Raw genomic sequence first — 19,017 nt, forward strand, 5'->3', positions numbered from 1 at the left:
GTCCGCCGCCGTGGGGCGGGCGCCGGGCGGGCCCTAACCGCGCAGGCCGAAGAAGTTCCAGGACTTCTTGTCGGGCGCCGGCTCCTCGGGGTGGTCGAGGAGGCCCCGGGAGAGGGCGGGGGCCGTGGGCGGCCACAGCGGCACCCGGATCGCCAGCGTCGCCTGGATCGCGTGGTACACGTCCCAGCGGGAGGACTTCGCAGGCTGGACGCTCTCGTTGCGGGGGCCGAGGCGGCGCACCCAGCGGCCCGGCTGGCCGATCAGGTAGTCGTGGATGTAGTCGACGAAGGACCTGTAGCAGTGCTCGAAGTGCTCGACCTCGGAGACGCGGGAGCCGTCGTCCAGCATGGCGCGGCGGATCGCGACGGTCGCGCACACGCCCTCGCAGACGACCCACTGCTGGTGCTCGTCCTCCCCGGGCACGGGGTCGCCCTCGTCGTCCACGACGGTGGCGAACCCGGGGCAGCCGTCGGTGCGGCGCCACCCGTCGACGCGGGCGCGCTCGAAGAGCTCGGTCCCCATCTCGAGCAGGTAGTCGGGCACCGCCCACCCCATCGAGCGCAAGCCGGAGCGGACCTGCAGGGCGAAACGGGCCAGCTGCATGGAGTGCCCGGTGACGTAGCCGTCGTAGTGGCGGCGCCCGTCGTTCAGGAGCTTCCCGCCCCCAGGGCTCGGGTTCCACTCCTCGTCGTAGTACTCGTGGACGCGCCAGTCGTTCTTGGAGGCGATTTTGTGGGCGAAGGCGGCCATCTTCTCGGCGCGGTCCAGCCATTCGGGTTCCGTGGTGGCCTCGGCGGCGGCCATGTACGCCTCGATCGTGTGGATCAGCGTGCCCAGCGTGTGGACGGGGACGGGCGCGGTGAACGCCTCGTCGTATTGGTCCCACACGAGCCCGTAGTCGTCGGCCCAGTGCTCCTTCTGCTCGTCGAGCATTGAGTTGAGGAGCTCGTGCGCCCCGGGTCGGTTGGCGACGGCCGCCGCAGCCGCGCCGAGCAGCGCGTACACGGTGTGGTACTGGGATTTCACGCGCCCGTCCTCGTCCCAGGGGACGCCGTGCCCGTCGGCGTCGGCCTCGGGCTTGATCGACACCCACATGCCACCGTTGACCGGGTCCGTGAAGTAGGTGGACAGCGCCTTGACGGCGTGGTCCGCGTAGCGGCGGGTTCCGGGCAGCCCCATGAGCACGCCCAGTGAGAACACGTAGGCCATGCGCCCCGTGACCGCGAGGTCGATGGACCTGGTCGGATCGGGTTTGCCCTCGGCGTCCAGGTGCGCGAACCCGGTTGGCACGATCGCGCCCTCCGCCTCGGCGATGAGGGCCTGCATCTGCGTGGACAGCCACCTGTTGTGCTCGAGCGAGTCGAACCAGCCCATTGGCCTTCCTCCTGACTTCTTCGTCTGCGGGCGCCGACACTGCGTCGGCCTGGAACCAGGGTAGCGCCCGCCCACCTCGTTCGCGCAGACTTCCGGCCAACGAGGCCGGGGCGGCCTCCCCATGGGCACTTCCGCCGCGCCGTCGGCTCTGTTCCGGCCCACGAGGCCGGGGAAGCCTCGGACGCACCGCCGTGCGGCCGTGGCGGGAGGGGCCACAGCCCGGAGAACTGGTGACGACATGCTGTGACGCCCTTCTCATTCCACGGCGTGGGACAGGGGTTCCGAAACGAGGGCGGGCAATGTCACACTGGGAGCATGCATGAACGAGCAGGCACACCAGCCCTTCCTGAAGACCTCATCAACGTCGACGATGTCATCTCGGCCTACTACGATGTCGAGCCCGATCCCGCGAACGTGGACCAGCGGGTGGTATTCGGCACCTCCGGCCACCGCGGCTCCTCCTTGGACGGAAAGTTCAACGAGGCGCACATCGTCGCCATCACCGCGGCGATCGTCGAGTACCGCGCCTCCCAGGGGGTCAACGGCCCCCTGTTCATCGGGCGCGACACCCATGCCCTGTCCGAGCCCGCGTGGCGCACCGCGCTCGAGGTGCTGGCCGGTGCGGGCGTGGACGCGCGCATCGACTCGCGCGGCTCCTACACGCCGACCCCCGCCGTCTCCGTCGCCATCCTGGGCGCCAACGGCGCCCCCGGGCAGCTGCGCACGAGCGGCGACGGCCTGGCCGACGGGATCGTCGTCACCCCCAGCCACAACCCGCCGCGCGACGGCGGCTTCAAGTACAATCCCCCCCACGGCGGCCCCGCCGACACGGACGCCACCAGTGTGATCGCGGCCCGCGCGAACGAGCTGCTGGAGTCGGGGCAGTGGCGCGAGGTGCCCCGCGTGGTGGGCTCCGACCTGCTCCACCACCCCAGCATCACGCCCTTCGACTACCTGGACTTCTACGTGGGACAGCTGGACCAGATCGTCGACATCGAGGCGATCCGGGCGGCGGGCGTGCGCATCGGCGCCGACCCGCTGGGTGGCGCGTCCATCGACTACTGGGCGGCCATCGGCGAGCGCTACGGCCTGGACCTCACGGTCGTCAACCCGAAGGTCGACCCCGCGTGGCCTTTCATGACGCTGGACTGGGACGGCAAGATCCGCATGGACTGCTCCTCCCCCTACGCCATGGCCTCCCTGCGCCAGGCGATGACCCCCGACGCCGAGGGCAACACCCCCTACGACATCGCCACCGGCAACGACGCGGACTCGGACCGCCACGGCATCGTCACCCCCGACGGGCTGATGAACCCGAACCATTTCCTGGCCGTCGCCATCGAGTACCTGTTCAGCCACCGCCCCGGCTGGGGCGAGGACTGCGCGGTGGGCAAGACCCTGGTGTCCTCGGCCCTCATCGACCGCGTCGTGGCCTCCTTGGGCCGCAAGCTGGTCGAGGTGCCCGTGGGCTTCAAGCACTTCGTGCCCGGCCTGCTGTCCGGGACCGTCGGCTTCGGCGGCGAGGAGAGCGCGGGGGCCTCGTTCCTGCGCAAGGACGGCACCGTGTGGTCCACCGACAAGGACGGCATCATCATGGCGCTGCTGGCCTCAGAGATCCTGGCGGTCACGGGCAAGACGCCGTCGCAGTTGCACGCCGAGCAGGTCGAGCGCTTCGGCGCCTCCGCCTACGCGCGCATCGACGCCGCGGCCTCCCGCGAGGAGAAGGCGAAGCTGGCCGCCCTGTCCGCCGACGACGTGACCGCCACCGAACTGGCGGGCGATCCCATCACGGCGAAGCTGGTGCGCGCCCCCGGCAACGATGCGCCCATCGGCGGCCTCAAGGTGGCCACCGAGTACGCGTGGTTCGCCGCCCGCCCCTCCGGCACGGAGGACGTGTACAAGATCTACGCCGAGTCCTTCAAGGGCGCCGAGCACCTGGCCGAGGTCCAGGAGGCCGCGAAGAAACTGGTGTCCGACGCACTGGGGGCGTGAGCGCGCCCCCATGAGCTGCCCCGCGACCGCCGCACCCGCGCGGTAGCGGCGCAGCGGCGGAACCGCGTCAGGGCCGCCGGGAACCCCTCCAGTGGGCGCCCCGGCGGCCCTTCCGCCTCGGGTCGGTCCCCTATCCGCCGGGCCCCTTTCCTGATCGCGTCCACCCCGCGTGGACGGGGAAGGGGTCCTGAAGCCGTTCACCAGGGCCACCGCGTAGGAGTCAGTCCCACGCGGCGGAGGAAGGGGAACCGCTCCAAGGCCGCCCATACCATGGGACCAGGACCGCCCTGCGAGGATGAAGGATGGGAGCAGCGGTGCGCAAGAACTATCTGTGCGGCACGGCTGACGACCTGCGGCGCGCTGGGATGCGTGCTTCTCTGGGGGCGTCCGTGGTGTGCGCTGCGGTCTGCGTCGTCATGTTCGCCATTGGCTCGCTCCAGCGCGGCGCCCTCTTCGCACTGCTGGGCGCCATGACGCTCCTCATAACGATCGACGACTGGCACACCCTGGCCGTCGAGAGCAGCGCGCCCCGGCGCTGGCGGCGCGTGGAAGGCGGGTACCTGCTCAAAACACCGGGGTCCCTGGCCCTCACCCACACCGTGACCGGCCTCGGCCTGGTCGTCCTGTCACCGGCGGTCCTGTGGTTCCTGGCCTACACGCGTGTCGTGACGCCGCCCGTGCGCGTCATGCTCGCTCCAGGGCTGCTCATGGTGCTCCTCAAGTCCGCGGGGGCGGTGGTACGGCCGTTCCTGTTCCGGCCGTTCCTGCCGGAGGTCTTCGTGTCTCCCGCCCTACTGAGCGTGCGGTGCAACAGCGCGCACCAATGGACCGCGGAATGGGACGAGCGCACGGAGATCACGGACTCCCGGGGCCTTTCCTGCGTCCACATGGACAACCGCACCCACAGTGGATGGCTCATCGGCATGCACGGAGCCCCCTGCGGGCACAGCTACCTGCAGCGGACCGTGTCCCTGCTCGCCCGCCATCCCATCGAGCGCAGGGCGCTGGGAACCGCCGAAGGCGCCGCCGTGCTCGCGAAGATCCTCTGATCCGGGAGGTGGCGGCGGTGTTCTCCAACGACTGGACCTCAAGCTGCGTGTACCAGGGGTCGCTGCTGCTGCTCGCGTTCGCCTTCCCCTTCTTCCTGTCCGACGGGGCCGGACCAGCAGCGCGCTACGCCACGTACTACCGCGTGGGAGTCATGGTGTGGGCGCTCACCGCGTTCGCCTGCAACCATGTGACCCGCCGTATGAACGTGCGCCCCGAGCGCTACTGGCGGTGGGGCGCGGACGGTTTCCACTTGAGCTCGCCGTGGGCGCTGGTGGTGGCCGACTGGGGAGCGACCCTGCTGCTGACCGCCTTGGGCGCGACCGCTTTCCTCCCGCCCGCCTGGGCTCCGGGAACGGGGATCGACATCACCGTGTTCGGCGCCTGCGCCGTGCCATCCGGCATCGGCGGGCTCGTGCTCCGTTTGTCGCAGTCCCACCTCAGGCCGCGCGTCCTCGTCAACGACACGCGGATCACCATCCTGCCCGCGCGCGGGGACGCATGGACGGCGAGGTGGTCGGACCTGCCGACCGTGGCCCCCGGGGACAGGAGAGCGGCTGCGGCGCTCGAGGAGGCGCTCGAGGCCCAGGTCATGCCCGCCCGCTTCGATAGGCCGACTTCCCGCGACGCCGTCATCGCCCTCATCATCCAGGTGGCCCAGCACCCCGGGGAGCGCGGGCGCCTGGCCAGCCCGGAGGGGATCGGAGCGCTCAGGGAGTGGACCGGTCGGATCTGAGCGCCAGGGTCTTCCCACATGCGCAGCCGCCGGCGTAGTCTGGGAGCGCACCTGGTACTCCAACACTGCGGGGAGGCGCCGTGAGCAGTGGGTTCCACATCGACATCGACGAACTCGAGTCACTGAAGCGCCGTGTCGAGGCGATCGCCTCGGCCCAGCGCGCCATCGTGCGGCCCGCGCAGCCCGGCGCCGAGGTCTTCGGGTGCGACGGCATCGACGACGCGATAGGCGTGCTGCTGGACGGGGGCTGGCAGCGCCACCAGGACGGGGCCCTCTGGGCGGATCACACGGCGGAGGCCCTTGAGCACACCAAGCAGGCGACTGCGGCCACTGACGCCGATATCGCCAAGGACCTCGAGTGGGCGTTCGACCCGATGCAGAAGGGGCACCACCCATGAGGCTCTTCCGTTACGCCAGTTACTTCCCCGACCTGCCCGGCCACACGAGCACGATCAACCACTTCGCCAGCGAATTGCGCGAGTGGCACACCAAGGCGCTCTCGATCTACGAGGACCTGGGCTACGCGCTGCACGGCTACACCGAGTGGCAGGGGAAAGCCCAGGAGGAGTTCGTGAGCACGGTTGTAGCCGAGCGCGGCCAGATGGACGCCCTGTGCGAGGGCTTGTCGCGCGCGTACCAGGCCGTCGAGGCGTTCGCTGGAGTCTGCTACAACCAGTACTGGGAGGTCGCGGACATCCGGTACCGCGCCGAGCAGTTGGACGCCTACTACGACGGGTTGTCGTGGTCCGAGGCGTGGGAGCAGTCCTCCGCGATTGACGCGCAGTTCGCCTTGTTGCAGGCACTATACGGCGATGTGAAGGCCAGGCGCGCCGAGGCGGAGGCGGATTGCGCGGCGGTCCTGCGCGAGGCACTGCACGTGGAGCCGGTGGACATACGGAAGCCTGACGACGCGGATCAATCCCCGTTCAACGCCAGCGAGCTCCGCGCCATGTCCCAGGGCACGCTCGACTCGCTGGCCGAGGAGATCGAGCACGGCTCCCACCCGCCGTTCGCCATTGCGCAGGGGAGCATCGGGGACTGCTACTTCCTGGCCTCCGTCGGGGCGTTCGCGCAGACGCAGCGGGGCCGCGACTACCTCTACTCGCTGGTGCGGGTCCACCGGGATGCCGAGGGCGCGGTCGATGGCTTCCTGGTCACGATGCCTGGGACGCCGCACGACCCCAACCCATCGGGGGAGGACACGGTTTTCGTGTCCGACACCTATGTGAGGGGCGCCAACGGCGCTCAACCGAACATCGCCTCCATCTTCGAATCGGCCCTGGCCCAGACGTGCCCGGCGGGTACCCAGTCCCTCTACTCACTCGGTGCGGGCAGCGGATTCAGCGCAGTAGGAATGCACGTGTTATCGGGGCACAAGGGAGGAATCGCAATCATCACCAACGACCCCGTTAAAGCGGAGAGAATACCCCAGCACATTGAATTCGCACTCGACCAAGGTCATCCAGTGACAACGGAGACTTCGCCCGTGTCCCACACCGCGGAGGTCGAAGTCGATGGAACCCGTAAGACGATCACTATCGAGGCGGCACACGCGTACACGGTGATCGCAGCGGATGATGGAGGAATCACAATCTCCAACCCATGGGGGCACAACAACGAGGCCGGCGGCTCGGGAAGTCCCGCGAACAACAAGCCGCAAGTCGGCGGCACGTTCCGGATGTCATGGGACGATTACAGGCGCTGCTTCATGTCGTACACGTATGGGCGGATTCCATGATCTCGAGGAAGCTGATCGGGTACGGCGCGGGCGTCACTTGCGTGTCGCTCTTTCTGCTCAACGATTTCCTGTGCGCCTGTCTGCGGCTCGACTCCCCGCCGCCGGGGGCGCAGTCGTGCCCAAGCGGCATTCACATCACAAAAGCGGGGCACAGCTCTCATGACCCATTTGGAAACACTCCCATTGGGAGTGATTCCAACGGGAATTACGCATGGCTAAATGTTGCTGATATGGAAATCGTGTTCGGCCATCAGCGCGCATATGCTAGTGCGGCTTTTCGAGGGAACGAAGGGCACCAGGAGAGCCCAGCGAAGTTGCTGAACATCGGTGACACCTACACCGCACCCGATATCGGCGCGTTCACATTGGAGCAGGTTGAACCTGCGGGCTTCGTCTTCGGCCCGGCCACCTCGCGAGCAACATTCTGCTTCGCCCCCGACCCCGCTTTCACCGTCGACCCGCCCATCCTCTGGCGCAACAAACTGATCCCCGGCCTCCACCCACCACCCCACCTGTGGGGGAGCCAGGACGACGCGCCCTACAACGACCCGGACCCCGCCTCGGGCGCCACCGCCCCACCAGCCCCCCGAAACGTTGCACCACCAACCACACCCCAGTCCAGTACCGCGCCGAACGCGCCCGCAGCCGACACAGCGGAGGACGCTGGAACGACAACCACCGGAGGGCGCTGAGGGACCATGGACATTCGCCGGACCCGTGCGCGAGGACTCGCCGTTGCCGCGAGAACCACGGCCCTCGTGCTCATCGCCACCATTGCCGCATCGGTGTCGGGCGGGACCCTGTCCTATTTCACCCTGTACATCGGAGCTGTACTCCCCATTCCCGTTATGACGGGATTCCAGGCGTATCCGCCGACCTGGCTGCGCACGCGCCACTTGTGGCCCCCTGCCCGGCCCCCATTCGCCCAAGCCCTCATCGCCCAGTTGTGCGTCCTCGCGTGGTGGGTGGGCTGCTATACGATAACCGCCCTCGCGATCCACCTCACCCGGGGTGTATCACGGGTGACCGTCACGCCCTACGTCATCCAACTCGCCGTCATCAACGCGATCGGAGGCGCGGCGTGGGCGCTCCTCCTCGCGTGGATCGACGCCCACCGCCCCACAGACCGCGACCCCGGGGACGGGCAAGACGATACACGCACTGCCGCCCAGTCCGGGCCACTCCACGACCCCGCCATCAGCCTCGTCGACCCGCTACCCCGGAAAGAGGGGGCCTCTCCGGCCAGCGGCGGTCGGCCCCCCGCCGAGAACTCTCCCCTATCCACCGACGAGGCGTCCCCGGGCCAGGAACAGACACCATGAGCGCGCGGAAGGGAGTGAAGTGGAGCGCGTGCGCGGTGTGCGTGGCACTCCTAGTGCTCAACGACCTCCTATCCGCCCACCTGCGCCTGGACTCCCCTCCACAGGAGGCCGCGTCGTGCCCAAGCAGCATCCACATTTCCAGGGCCGACAGCCGCGTCAAGGAACGGATTGCGATACCCCCGACGGGGGACTCGCGCATCGGCATGGCCACCAACGGACGCTACGCGTGGGTGGGGTTCAACGACGTCTCCACGTTCTTCGGCATCCAATCCGCGCGCGTCCTCGTCGGTTTCCAAAGAGAACAAGACGAAGAGGACCACCCCGAGCCCACGACCCGGACTCTGCACGCGGGCGAGTCCATGTCCGTCGAAGGAGTCGGCTCCTTCACCCTCGAGGAAGTCCACGGGCCGGGGATCCTCTTCGGCACAGACTGGCCGTGGGCAACCGTGTGCTTCGCCCCCGACCCCGCTTTCACCGTCGACCCGCCCATCCTCTGGCGCAACAAACTCATCCCCGGCCTCCACCCACCACCCCACCTGTGGGGCGGCCGGGACGACGCGCCCTACAACGACCCGGACCCCGCCTCGGGCGCCACCACATCCCAATCGCGCGCCGCACCGCAAAGCGCGCACGCGCCCACCCCGGCAGGGGACGACGAGACAACGAACACCGACGAGCCCTGAGGAGCAACCATGGACAATGATCGCGGCGAGCGGGCGAAGGCGCTGGCGAAGTACTGCGCACTCCTCGTGCTCCTCTGCGTCGCCCTGCCGATATTCACGCCGAACATCCCCGGATTCGCCTTGCTCACAGTCCTGGCGGGCCCCCTCACCCTCATCCCCCTCATGACGTGGTTGCGGCCACTCCCTTTGGCGCGCGCGGACGGCAGCGCCCAGAAGGGCGAACAGCGCACGAGCGTCCTGCGGGCGGCGGCCCTGCCGCTCGTCGTCGTCCTGGTGTGGAGCGCCATCGTGGCAGGCAGCATGATCGCACTCCGCGCCTCGGAAACATCGTTCTCCACCCGGGTGACGCCGTACCACATCCAACTCAGTGCCCTGACGGCTCTCGCAGGAGTCGCCTGGGCCTTCGTCCTGGCCCGCCACCGCGTCCGTCATCCCGAGAACGGGCAAGACGATACACGCACTGCCGCCCAGTCCGGGCCCCTCCACGACCCCGCCATCAGCCTCGTCGACCCATTGCCCCGGAAAGAGGGGGCCGCGCCCGCGGACAACGGCCGAGCCTCCGCCGATGGCGCCCCCGCTCCGCTGGCCGTTCAGGCAAGCCTCACCTACCGTGGGAGTAGCGCCAGCGCCCGCCCGCACTCAGAGGACGAGGAGAGAAACGAGGCCACGTGACCCGCCCCCAGGCTCCATCCGCGAACCCCCGACTGCCAGCCGGGCGGCTCGTTTTCCTGCTCTTCGCGGGGATCTGCCTGCTCGCGGGCCTCGACGCCGCCCTGGTCCGCCTGGCGGCCACGGCCCCCGTCCCCTCCACCGACCTGGGCGCCGTCCACGGTCTGCTCATGGTGTACGGCTTCTTGGGGACCGCGATCTGCCTGGAACGCGCCGTCGCCGTGCGGACGAGCTCGGACGGCCCCAAACGGTGGGCCTACCTGGCTCCCCTCGCCACAGGCGCGGGAGGGGCCTGCGCCGTCGTCCTCGCTCTGAACGCGGGTCTGCGCGAGGCGATGGCCGCCATGCCCATCCCCCGCCTCCTGGCCGCCCACCTCGCTGGGTTCCAGAGCTCTCGCATGGCGCCCGGGCTCCTCATCACCACCGGAATGGTCCTGCTGGTCTGCGTCTACGCGCACGTCTGGCGCCGCCGCCAGGCATCCTACGCGGTGCTCGTCCAAATGGTCGGGGCGCTCATCGGCCTGGGCGGCGCCCTGGCGTGGTGGCGCGGCCTCGAAGTGGCCGCCATCGTCCCCTGGTGGCTCATGTTCCTGGTCGTCACCATCATCGGGGAGCGCCTGGAGCTGGCGCGGCTGAACTTCCTGGCGGGCTCCACCGAGCGGCGGATCACCGCGGAGGTGTGCGTTGTTCTACTCGCCCTGCCGCTCACCCTTTTCGCCCCTGCGGTCGGCTACCCTGTGCTGGGCCTGGCCCTGGGCGTCGTGTCCGCCGATGCCGCCTGGCACGACGTGGCGCGCCGTACCATCAGGGTCGCGGGAGTGCCGCGCCTGGCGGCCGCCTCCATGCTGTGCGGCTACGGCTGGGCACTGGTGCCCGCGCTCATGTGGGTGGTCGCCCCTCCGGTCTTCGACGGCTACGGCTACGACGCCGCCGTCCACGCCCTCACCATTGGTTTCGTGGTCTCAATGGTGATCGCCCACGCCCCCGTCATCATCCCCGCCGTCGCGAAGCGGCCGGTCCCCTACCACCCGGCCATGTGGATCCCCTTCGCCCTCCTCCAGGCCTCACTGGCCGTCCGGCTGCTGGCCGGGGCGCGCGGGGCCGCGGGCGCGTGGCGCTTCGGCGGCGCCCTTGGCGTGGTCGGGATGCTCGTCTTCGTCCTCACCACACTCACCGTCACCATCCGTGCTGCCAGGGGCGCCACTCGGGCGGCCCGGGCCCCGTCGGACGAGGCGGAGGCGGACGGAGGGGACCAGTACCCTGCCGATGGGCCCTCTGGCACCGCTCGGGCCGCCAACAGCACCACCGGCACGGCCCGAACCCCTTCCACCGGGGAGGGAGCATGAGCCCCACCATCGGCCCTCCCCCCGGAAGCGCCACACCCCCAGGCGGGGAGCGCCCAGCCCCCGGCGCCACCGACGCGCACACCCCCTCCAGCGCGCCCGCCAAAGGAGGGACCATCCCCATCGGCTCCCCCGGCCCCACTGGCGAACGCGCGGGGGCGCAGGGCCGCCCCCGCGCGGCCCGCACCGACCGCCTCACCACCGTGTGGCTGTGCCTGGCAGTACTGGCGGCCGGCGCCACGACCGTCCTCCGCACGGCGCTGCCCCAGCCCCTGTGGACCACCATCCACCTGGTGACTCTGGGCGTCCTCACCAACGGCATCCTCCAATGGTCCTGGTACTTCGCGCGCGCCCTGCTGCGCTTGCCCCCCGGGGACCGCCACTCCGGGCGGGACAACACCCGCAGGATCCTGGCCCTCAACACGGCCCTGGTCGTCCTGATCGCCTCCATGTGGGCCCAGTGGGCGCCCGGAGCCGTCATCGGCGCCACGGGGGTCGGGGCAGTGGCCGCCTGGCACGGCCTCGCACTGGTCGTCGCCGCGCGCACCCGCCTGGCCTCCCGCTTCGCAGTGGTCCTGCGCTACTACGCGACCGCCGCCGCGTTCCTGGTCCTCGCCGCCCTCCTGGCCGGCCTGGTGGTGACCGCCGCGTTCGCGGCCTCAGCGCCGCAGTGGCTGGTCGGGGCGCGCTCGACCATCACCGTCGCCCATGCCATCGCGGGCGTCGGCGGCTGGGTGGGCCTCACCATGGGCGGCACAATCGTCACACTGGGGCCCACGGCGGTGCGCACCCGCATGGACCCCCGCGCCGTCGACCTGGCCTCCCTGGCCCTGCCCGTGTGGGCGGCGGGGCTCCTCGCCGCCGTCGCGGGCGCCCTCGCCGGACACATGCGCGCCGTCGCCGCTGGCCTCGCCCTGGTGGGATTGGCGGCGGCGGCCGGGATCGTCTACCCCTTGGCGCGCGCCGCCATGCGCAAAGGCCCCTCCGAGTACGGCAGCTGGTCCATGTGCCTGGGCACCGCGTGGATCCTCGTCGGCGTCGCAGTCGTCGCCCAGCACGCCTGGGTCACCGGCACGGGGGAACAGCTGCGCGCCGCGAACCTCCCGTGGCTGCCGATCATCGGAGCGGGAGGGCTCGGTCAAGTGTTCATCGGCGCCCTCACCTACCTCATGCCCGTCGTCATCGGAGGCGGGCCCCGCGCCGTGCGCGTCGGCGTGGGGGCCCTCGAGGCCGCCGCCCCCATGCGCGAGGCCGCCCGCAATGCCGCCCTGGTGCTCCTGGCGGCGGCCACCGCCTCGCAGGCCCCGGCTGCCGCGCCCCTGGCCACCGCCTGCTGGGTCGTCGTCCTGGCCACCTACCTGGCGGACATCGCCCTCATGGCGCGCGCGGGAGCCGCGCAGGCCCGCGCCCGCACAGCGCCGCCGTCCCCGTCCCCCTCGAACACCGGAGGTCTCCGTGGCTGACCGCAAACCCCGTCCCAAGAACCCCGCAGGTGACGCCGACCCCCTGAGCCGCACGGCGATGGGCGTCATGGGCCTGGTCTGCGTCGCTGCCCTGGCCCTGGCGGTGTTCCTGTCGAACCCGTCGGCCCCCGGGGCGCAGACCACCGCGGGCACGGGCACCGCGACAGGGGGCGCCGCCCAGGTGGCGCCCACCGGACACACCACCGAGGTCGCGGTCGGGGTCTCCGGATTCGCCTTCACCCCCAACAGGATCGAAGTGCCCGCGGGCGACCGCCTCGTCATCGCCTTCACGAACACCGGGGACCAGCGCCATGACCTCGTGCTCCCCAACGGCGTCGAATCCGGGGTGCTGGCCCCCGGCGCCTCGGCCACCCTGGACGCGGGCGTCATCTCAGCCGACATGGAGGGCTGGTGCTCGATCCCCGCCCACCGCGAGCACGGGATGACGCTCACCATCACTGCGGTCGGCGCGCCCACGGCGGGCGGGGGAACCGACCACCCCGGGCACGCTGACCACTCCGGGCACGCGGGCCACCAGGCGGCCACCGGCGGGCCCGCCACCGCCCAGGAGCTGGAGGAGCACGCCGCCGCCGTCGAGGCGCGCGACCCGGTGCTGCCCCCCGCGGACTCGGCCACCGAGCGCCACTACACGTTCACAGCCACCGAGGGCACCATCGACGTCACCGACACCCTCACCCGCGCCCACTGGACGTTCAACGGCACCTCCCCCGGGCCCATCCTGCGCGGGCGCATCGGCGACACCTTCCACATCACCCTGGTCAATAACGGGACCATGAGCCATTCCCTGGATTTCCATGCGGGACTGGTCTCCCCCGACCAGAACATGCGCTCCATCGACCCCGGCGAGACCCTGGAGTACACCTTCACCGCCGCCAACGCGGGCATTTGGCTGTACCACTGCTCGACCGCGCCCATGTCCACGCACATCGCCAACGGCATGTTCGGGGCCGTCGTCATCGACCCCACCGACCTGGGCGCCGTCGACCACGAGTACGTGATGATCGCCAACGAGCTCTACCTCGGCCAAGACGGCCAGAGCGCCGACGCGTCCCTGCTCTCCGCGCTACAGCCCAACGCCATGGCGTTCAACGGCACTCCCTTCCAGTACAAGGCGCACCCCATCGGGGTCAAGACCGGCGAGCGCGTGCGCGTGTGGGTCATGGACGCGGGCCCCAACCTTCCCATCACCTACCACGTGGTGGGCACCCAATTCGACACGGTGTGGCGCGAGGGCGCCTACGTGATCCGGGGCGGGGGCAGCGGAGGCGGCTGGGGCCAGGTCCTCGCCCTGGGCGCAGCCGAGGGCGGCTTCGTCGAGTTCACGCCCATGGAGGCCGGCCACTACGCTTTCGTCAACCACGCTCTGTCCCTGGCCGAGAAGGGCCAGACCGGGGTGTTCGAGGTGACGGACTAGCCGGGCCCGGCCGTGCCCGCCCCTTCCCAACGGCGCCGGCGCGCGCCTACAATCGCCCTATGGGCTCTGTGATCCTGCGACCGCTGTTCGCCACCGAGACAGACCTGCTCGAGCGCGCGACGCTGGGGAACATCAACTGGTGCGGCCAGCGCTTCACCATGGACGACGTGCGCCGGACCCCGGAGTTCGCGCACTACACGCAGCCGGATCCCCTGCGGGGGGACTTCGGCATCGTCGCCGAACGCGACGAGGAGGCGCTGGGGGTCGTGTGGGCTCTCTTCCTGCCCGCCGACCATCCCGGCTTCGGTTTCGTCGACGAGGCGACCCCCGAGTTGTCCCTCTGGGTCGATGAAGCGGAACGGCGCAAGGGCATCGGGCGCTCCCTCATGGGCGCGATCCTCACCGAGGCCCGCGAGCGCGGCGCCGCGCAGATCAGCCTCTCGGTGGAGGAGGGGAACTTCTCCAAGGACCTGTACACGTCCCTCGGCTTCACCGAGGTCCCAGGGCTCGAAGCCAACGGCGTCATGCTCCTGCGGCTGTGACGCCCGGCCCCGCGAGGGCCCCGCGTGGCAGTGCCGTGGCAGCCCCCACTGCCCTGCGGCGCCGACGCGCCCGCGCGCCGCGGGTAGAATCGCCTGGTGCTCTCCGCGTACCTCGGCGTCCTGCGTTTTGAAAGGGCCTGGCGGTTCTCAGCCGCCGGGCTCGTCCTGCGCCTGCCCATGTCGATGGTGGGCATCTCCATCATCCTGCTCGTGCGCGCCCAGTACGGCAACTACGCCCTGGCCGGAGCGGTGTCCGCGGTCAACATCATCGCGACGGCGTGCTGCGCGCCCGCCCTGGCGCGCCTCGTCGACCGCCGCGGGCAGTTGCGCGTCATGGGGCCGTCCTGGGCGGTGTCGTCGTCGGCCATGGCCGCCCTGCTCGCCTGCGCGGTGCTTCGCGCGCCCGAGTGGCTGCTCTTCGTGTCCGCGGCGGTCGCGGGGGCCACGTGGGGGGCTCCCGGCGCCCTCGTGCGCTCCCGGTGGGCGGCGGTCCTGGACAAGGCCGACCAGCTCACGACGGCCTACGCCTACGAGTCCGCGATGGACGAGCTCGTGTTCATCCTGGGCCCGGTCCTGTCCACGGTGCTGGGCACGCTCGCGCACCCGGGCGCTGGAGTCCTCCTGTCCGTAGTCTTCCTGGCCGTCGGCGGCGTGCTCTTCCTGTCGGGGCGGGACTCCGAGCCCGAGCCCACCAGGGGCGGGGGGCACGGCGCGCGCGGCTCCGTCATCCGCAGGCCGGCAGTCGCCGTCATGGCCCTCACCTACATCGGCATGGGCACCATGTTCGGCGCGAACGACGTCGCCGTGGTCGCCTTCGCGACGGAGAGGGGGGCGCCCGCCATGTCCGGGGTGCTCCTGGCGCTGTCCTCAGCCGCCTCGTTGCTGGCCGGCCTCGCCTACGGGGTGCGCGTGTGGCGCTGGCCCATGTGGCGGCTCTACGCGGTGTGCGTCGTCGCCATCGCCCTGGGCGCCACCGCCTACCTGGCGGCCTCCGATCTGTGGACGATGGCCCTGGTGATGTCCGTGACGGGCATGGCCTACGCGCCCACCATGACGAACGTCAACATGATCATCCAGAAAACCGTGCCGCCGCACCGGCTCACCGAGGGGCTCACGTGGATGTCGACGTCGCTCAACTTGGGCGCGTCACTGGGTTCGGCTCTGACCGGCCCCGCAGTGGACGCCGGCGGCTCGCACGGCGGCTACTTGGTGATGGTGGGGTCGGCGTGGGTCATGGTGCTCCTGATGGCCGCGGGCGTGGGCGCCCTGAGGAGAGCCATCACAGAGGACTAACGCGGCACCGCCGCCCTCGCCTAGGATGATTCCCATGCCTCCATCGCCATTGTTCGACGACGAGTCTCCCTCCCTGCTGCTGTCCCTGGCGGCGGGCACCGGCGAGCTCGCCTCGGTAGTGCTGGCGCACGCGCTCGCCGGGTGCGGCTTCCACCCCAGCATCGTCGGCTTCGGCGGCATCGGCTCCCTCCGCAGTGCTCGGGTGCTCGGCCGCGTCCTCATGGACCGCGACCTGTTGCAGCGCTCGTGGTTGTCCGGCAGGCGGGGCTGGCGCCAGTTCTTCAACGCGCAGGTCCCCCGACAGCCGGTCCTCGTCACGGTCGGCCGTTCCCGGCGGCTCACCTTCGCGGATCGGGGGGGCTACGTCGATCTCGTCGTCAACGGGCACGGCCTGCCCCCCGGGTGGCACGACGCCACGATCCAGGTGCTCCACGAGGCGGACGTGCGCGCCCTCGGTCTGCGCGAGGGCGACGCGCTGCGCCTGGCGGCCCCGGCCCCGGGGGCACCGGCCCGCCCGGGCGGGCACGTCCACCGGCGCGTGCGCGCGGGCAAACCCGTTCGCGTCACCATCCGGATCGTCGGAGACTCCGAGGACTTCGGGATCGTCTCCGATGTCGATGACACTGTGATCGTCTCGATGCTGCCCCGCCTGCTGACGGCGGCGAAGCACGCCTTCGTCGACCGGGTCTCCTCGCGCGAGGCGGTGGACGGCATGGCGGAGTTCCTCACCGACGCGGCCCAGTCCCACACCACCGCCCCGGACCCCTCCAACGCGCCCGTCCTGTACCTGTCCACGGGGGCGTGGAACGTCGTACCCGCGCTCCGCTCCTTCTTGGAGCGCACCCACTTCCCGACCGGGTGCTTCCTCATGACCGACTTCGGCCCGTCGAACACCGGCTGGTTCCGTTCCGGGCCCGAGCACAAGCGCCGCGAACTGCGCCGCCTATCACGAATGCTCCCCCACGTGCGGTGGCTGCTCGTCGGAGACGACGGGCAGCACGACCCCGAGATCTACGCTGAGTTCGCGCGCGAGTGCCCCCACCAGGTGGCGGGCATCGCGATCCGTTCCCTGTCCGAGATCGAGCAGTTCATGTCGCACGGCTCCTTCGACGCGATGGTCCCCGACGCCCTGTGGACCGTGCCCGAGCAGATCCCCGTGTGGTACGGCTCGGACGGCCACGCGCTCCTGGCCAATGTCAGGGGCAGGGGCGGGCTCCCGCGGCTCGCCTCCCTGATCGGCACCGACGAGGACTCCGGCCCGGACGGGGCGGGGCCCTCCGACTGAGGCGCGCCCGGGGTGCGGCCCCCACCTCGTCGGCCCGGGGCAGCGAGCGGCGGATCAGGAGGGCTCGTCCCCCGACTGCAGGCCATTGGGCGGAACCGGCAAGCACCCCTCGGGCCGCACCAGCGGATCCTTCGACCGCGATATGTGCGCGACCTCCTCGGCGTCGATCGGACTGTCGTAGAAGTTCCCGAGCTCCACCGTCACCGCCTTGTCGGTGGCAGCGGTGAGGACCACCTTCGCCCCCGGGAAGTACCGGGCGACCGTGTAAGCGTCATCGACGCCCGAGATGCCCGCGAAAATGCGGGCCTTCCCCCCGTACTCGGTCGTCGAGTTGTCCGGATCCTGCGGCGTGAAACCAGCGCTGATCAGCATTTCCGTGGCGTCCGTGGCGAGCCCCTGGTGGGCGGTCGTATTGACGACCTTCACATTCACGTCCTCGACCGGTGTCGGGTACGCGCCAACGCTCGGGCACACCAGGTCGCCTTTTTCCGCGTACTTCACGGACTCGGAGAAGGAATTGCCGAAGGGGATCGGGATGACGCCGATGAGCACCAGCACCCCCACCAGGGCGACGACGGCCAGGCTCAGGCCCGTGATCGAGAAAACGGCCGTCTGGCGCCGCTGCCTCCTCATCAAGTAGCGCTGGCGCGGGGTCAAGGGTGCCTCTGGGTTACTCACAGTCCTTAACGTAGCCGATCACAGGCCGGGCGCGCACTCCATCGGCACCCTTGTGGGGCGTTGCATCGGGCACCCGCGGACCGGCGGGATAGAGTGGGGGCTGCCCGGGGCGCCCCGGGCGCGCCGCACCACCCACCGAAGGGACCACCGATGCATTTCCTCTCCGACGATGCCCTGGCCCGCATCCGCTCCCGCGCGGGCGAAGCGGACGCCACCAATTCCTTCCCCGCCGACGACCTCGCCGACCTGCGCGACGCCGGGTACCTGGGCGCGTTCGTCCCCACCGAGTTCGGCGGATCCGGCCTGGGCCTCACGGCGATCGCCGCCGAGCAGACGCGCCTGGCCGCAGCTGCTCCTGGCACGGCCCTGGGGATCAATATGCACCAGATCATCGTGGGGCTGGGGCGTTTCCTGGTCGCGCACGGGAACCCGCGCGGCGAGCAGATCCTCCGCGACGCCGCCGCGGGGGAGGTCTTCGGTTTCGGCATCTCCGAACCGGGCAACGACCTCGTGCTCTTCGGTTCCACCACGAAGGCGTCGCCCGCGCCCGGCGGCGGGTACTCGTTCGAGGGCACCAAGATCTTCACCTCGCTGTCTCCCGTGTGGACGCGCCTGCTGGTCTTCGGGCGCGCTGACCTGGACGAGGGGCCCAAATCAGTGTTCGGCCTGGTCCACCGAGGCGACCCCGGGTACTCCATCATCGACGACTGGGACCCCCTGGGGATGCGCGCCACCCAGTCGATGACGACGCGCCTCGAAGGGGTCGTGGTCCCCGACGACCGGATCCTCACGGTCACTGATCCGGGCCCCTCCAAGGATCCCGTGGTCTTCGGCATATTCGCGCACTTCGAGATCCTGCTGGCCGCCACCTACCAGGGAGTCGGCGAGCGCGCGGTCCAAGTGGCCGCCGAGCACGTCAAGGTCCGGCGCTCCGTGAAGAACCAGACCACCTACTCCAACGATCCCGACATCCGGTGGCGGATCGCCGAGGCGGCGCTGGCGATGAACGCCGTCGGGCCGCAGATCCGCGAGCTCGCCCGCGACGTGGAGGCGGGGGCGGACCGGGGCGCAGCGTGGATGCCGCAGCTCTCCGCCGTGAAGAACGCGGCCGCCGAGGCGACCCTGCGCGCCGTCGAGCAGGCGATGCGCGCGTGCGGGGGCTCGGCGTACTACAACTCCCATGAGCTCTCGCGCCTGTACCGCGACGCGCTGGCCGGGATCTTCCAGCCCTCCGACCAGGAGTCCCTGCACGGAGCCTGGGCGAACCTGGTGCTGGGGCCCGTCGGGAGCTGAGGGAGCTCCCGGGGAGGTCCCGGCGGGGGCGGGGGCCGGCGGGCCATCCGGGCTGGCACAGACCCCGGGCGCCCCGCTCCCGGGCCGGGCAGGCGCCGGGGACTGGCGAACCGTCCGAGCGCGC

General features: G+C 70.7%; 18 protein-coding genes. 16 read left to right on the forward strand and 2 right to left on the reverse strand.

Annotation, left to right across the window (positions count from 1 at the left end):
• Positions 1-33: 33 nt before the first annotated feature.
• Positions 34-1,374, reverse strand: a complete 1,341-nt coding sequence (locus G447_RS0101475; protein ID WP_026429773.1) for an AGE family epimerase/isomerase — start codon at positions 1,372-1,374, stop codon at positions 34-36.
• Between the two features lie 315 nt (positions 1,375-1,689).
• Between G447_RS0101475 and pgm the strand changes: the two genes are divergently transcribed.
• The 15 genes from pgm (at position 1,690) to G447_RS10830 (ending at position 16,922) form a co-directional block, all read left to right on the forward strand.
• Positions 1,690-3,366, forward strand: coding sequence for a phosphoglucomutase (alpha-D-glucose-1,6-bisphosphate-dependent) (gene pgm, locus G447_RS0101480; RefSeq protein WP_005871392.1), 1,677 nt, complete (start codon positions 1,690-1,692; stop codon positions 3,364-3,366).
• Between the two features lie 314 nt (positions 3,367-3,680).
• Positions 3,681-4,415: a hypothetical protein gene (locus G447_RS0101485; protein ID WP_131295640.1), complete on the forward strand. Its 735-nt coding sequence runs from the start codon at positions 3,681-3,683 to the stop codon at positions 4,413-4,415.
• 17 nt (positions 4,416-4,432) lie between these two features.
• A complete protein-coding gene (locus G447_RS0101490) occupies positions 4,433-5,149 on the forward strand; it encodes a hypothetical protein (protein ID WP_131295642.1) in 717 nt (238 codons plus the stop codon).
• An 80-nt stretch (positions 5,150-5,229) separates the two neighbouring features.
• The gene (locus G447_RS0101495) at positions 5,230-5,547 is read left to right on the forward strand and encodes a hypothetical protein (RefSeq protein ID WP_005871403.1); all 318 of its coding nucleotides are present in this window, start codon (positions 5,230-5,232) and stop codon (positions 5,545-5,547) included.
• Positions 5,544-6,887 (forward strand): calpain family cysteine peptidase, encoded by a 1,344-nt coding sequence (locus G447_RS0101500; RefSeq protein WP_026429776.1) that lies wholly within the window; start codon positions 5,544-5,546, stop codon positions 6,885-6,887. The genes G447_RS0101495 and G447_RS0101500 overlap by 4 nt, the downstream gene beginning before the upstream one ends.
• Positions 6,888-7,201: 314 nt before the next feature.
• On the forward strand, positions 7,202-7,579 hold the full coding sequence (locus tag G447_RS0101505) for a hypothetical protein (RefSeq protein WP_026429777.1): 378 nt from the start codon (positions 7,202-7,204) through the stop codon (positions 7,577-7,579).
• A 6-nt stretch (positions 7,580-7,585) separates the two neighbouring features.
• Positions 7,586-8,209, forward strand: coding sequence for a hypothetical protein (locus G447_RS0101510; RefSeq protein ID WP_051226174.1), 624 nt, complete (start codon positions 7,586-7,588; stop codon positions 8,207-8,209).
• The gene (locus G447_RS11650; protein ID WP_026429779.1) at positions 8,206-8,892 is read left to right on the forward strand and encodes a hypothetical protein; all 687 of its coding nucleotides are present in this window, start codon (positions 8,206-8,208) and stop codon (positions 8,890-8,892) included. Before G447_RS0101510 ends, G447_RS11650 begins: the two co-directional genes overlap by 4 nt.
• Before the next feature lie 9 nt (positions 8,893-8,901).
• Positions 8,902-9,564, forward strand: a complete 663-nt coding sequence (locus tag G447_RS11655) for a hypothetical protein (protein ID WP_051226176.1) — start codon at positions 8,902-8,904, stop codon at positions 9,562-9,564.
• The gene (locus tag G447_RS0101530; protein WP_026429780.1) at positions 9,561-10,907 is read left to right on the forward strand and encodes a membrane protein; all 1,347 of its coding nucleotides are present in this window, start codon (positions 9,561-9,563) and stop codon (positions 10,905-10,907) included. The genes G447_RS11655 and G447_RS0101530 overlap by 4 nt, the downstream gene beginning before the upstream one ends.
• Positions 10,904-12,367: a hypothetical protein gene (locus G447_RS10825; protein WP_279378344.1), complete on the forward strand. Its 1,464-nt coding sequence runs from the start codon at positions 10,904-10,906 to the stop codon at positions 12,365-12,367. The genes G447_RS0101530 and G447_RS10825 overlap by 4 nt, the downstream gene beginning before the upstream one ends.
• The gene (locus tag G447_RS0101555) at positions 12,360-13,802 is read left to right on the forward strand and encodes a multicopper oxidase domain-containing protein (protein ID WP_026429783.1); all 1,443 of its coding nucleotides are present in this window, start codon (positions 12,360-12,362) and stop codon (positions 13,800-13,802) included. The genes G447_RS10825 and G447_RS0101555 overlap by 8 nt, the downstream gene beginning before the upstream one ends.
• Positions 13,803-13,861: 59 nt before the next feature.
• Positions 13,862-14,344, forward strand: coding sequence for a GNAT family N-acetyltransferase (locus tag G447_RS0101560; protein WP_026429784.1), 483 nt, complete (start codon positions 13,862-13,864; stop codon positions 14,342-14,344).
• A 96-nt stretch (positions 14,345-14,440) separates the two neighbouring features.
• A complete protein-coding gene (locus G447_RS0101565) occupies positions 14,441-15,637 on the forward strand; it encodes an MFS transporter (protein WP_026429785.1) in 1,197 nt (398 codons plus the stop codon).
• Positions 15,638-15,671: 34 nt separating this feature from the next.
• Complete coding sequence (locus G447_RS10830; RefSeq protein WP_005867910.1) at positions 15,672-16,922, forward strand: App1 family protein; 1,251 nt, start codon at positions 15,672-15,674, stop codon at positions 16,920-16,922.
• Between the two features lie 54 nt (positions 16,923-16,976).
• Here the strand turns inward: G447_RS10830 and G447_RS0101575 are convergent, their stop codons facing one another.
• Positions 16,977-17,600 carry a LytR C-terminal domain-containing protein gene (locus G447_RS0101575; RefSeq protein WP_026429786.1) on the reverse strand — a complete coding sequence of 208 codons (624 nt, stop codon included), beginning with the start codon at positions 17,598-17,600 and terminating at the stop codon, positions 16,977-16,979.
• 150 nt (positions 17,601-17,750) lie between these two features.
• Between G447_RS0101575 and G447_RS0101580 the strand changes: the two genes are divergently transcribed.
• On the forward strand, positions 17,751-18,893 hold the full coding sequence (locus tag G447_RS0101580) for an acyl-CoA dehydrogenase family protein (protein ID WP_005867920.1): 1,143 nt from the start codon (positions 17,751-17,753) through the stop codon (positions 18,891-18,893).
• The last annotated feature ends 124 nt before the right edge of the window (positions 18,894-19,017 follow it).

Source organism: Schaalia georgiae DSM 6843, assembly GCF_000429245.1.
Classification (GTDB): domain Bacteria; phylum Actinomycetota; class Actinomycetes; order Actinomycetales; family Actinomycetaceae; genus Pauljensenia; species Pauljensenia georgiae.

Bases quoted from the DNA above. Each gene is read 5' to 3' on its own strand.
- G447_RS0101500 (WP_026429776.1), top strand. From the start codon at position 5,544: ATGAGGCTCTTCCGTTACGCCAGTTACTTCCCCGACCTGCCCGGCCAC.
- G447_RS0101580 (WP_005867920.1), top strand. From the start codon at position 17,751: ATGCATTTCCTCTCCGACGATGCCCTGGCCCGCATCCGCTCCCGCGCG.
- G447_RS0101475 (WP_026429773.1), bottom strand. From the start codon at position 1,374: ATGGGCTGGTTCGACTCGCTCGAGCACAACAGGTGGCTGTCCACGCAG.
- pgm (WP_005871392.1), top strand. From the start codon at position 1,690: ATGCATGAACGAGCAGGCACACCAGCCCTTCCTGAAGACCTCATCAAC.
- G447_RS11650 (WP_026429779.1), top strand. From the start codon at position 8,206: ATGAGCGCGCGGAAGGGAGTGAAGTGGAGCGCGTGCGCGGTGTGCGTG.
- G447_RS0101560 (WP_026429784.1), top strand. From the start codon at position 13,862: ATGGGCTCTGTGATCCTGCGACCGCTGTTCGCCACCGAGACAGACCTG.
- G447_RS0101510 (WP_051226174.1), top strand. From the start codon at position 7,586: ATGGACATTCGCCGGACCCGTGCGCGAGGACTCGCCGTTGCCGCGAGA.
- G447_RS10830 (WP_005867910.1), top strand. From the start codon at position 15,672: ATGCCTCCATCGCCATTGTTCGACGACGAGTCTCCCTCCCTGCTGCTG.
- G447_RS10825 (WP_279378344.1), top strand. From the start codon at position 10,904: ATGAGCCCCACCATCGGCCCTCCCCCCGGAAGCGCCACACCCCCAGGC.
- G447_RS11655 (WP_051226176.1), top strand. From the start codon at position 8,902: ATGGACAATGATCGCGGCGAGCGGGCGAAGGCGCTGGCGAAGTACTGC.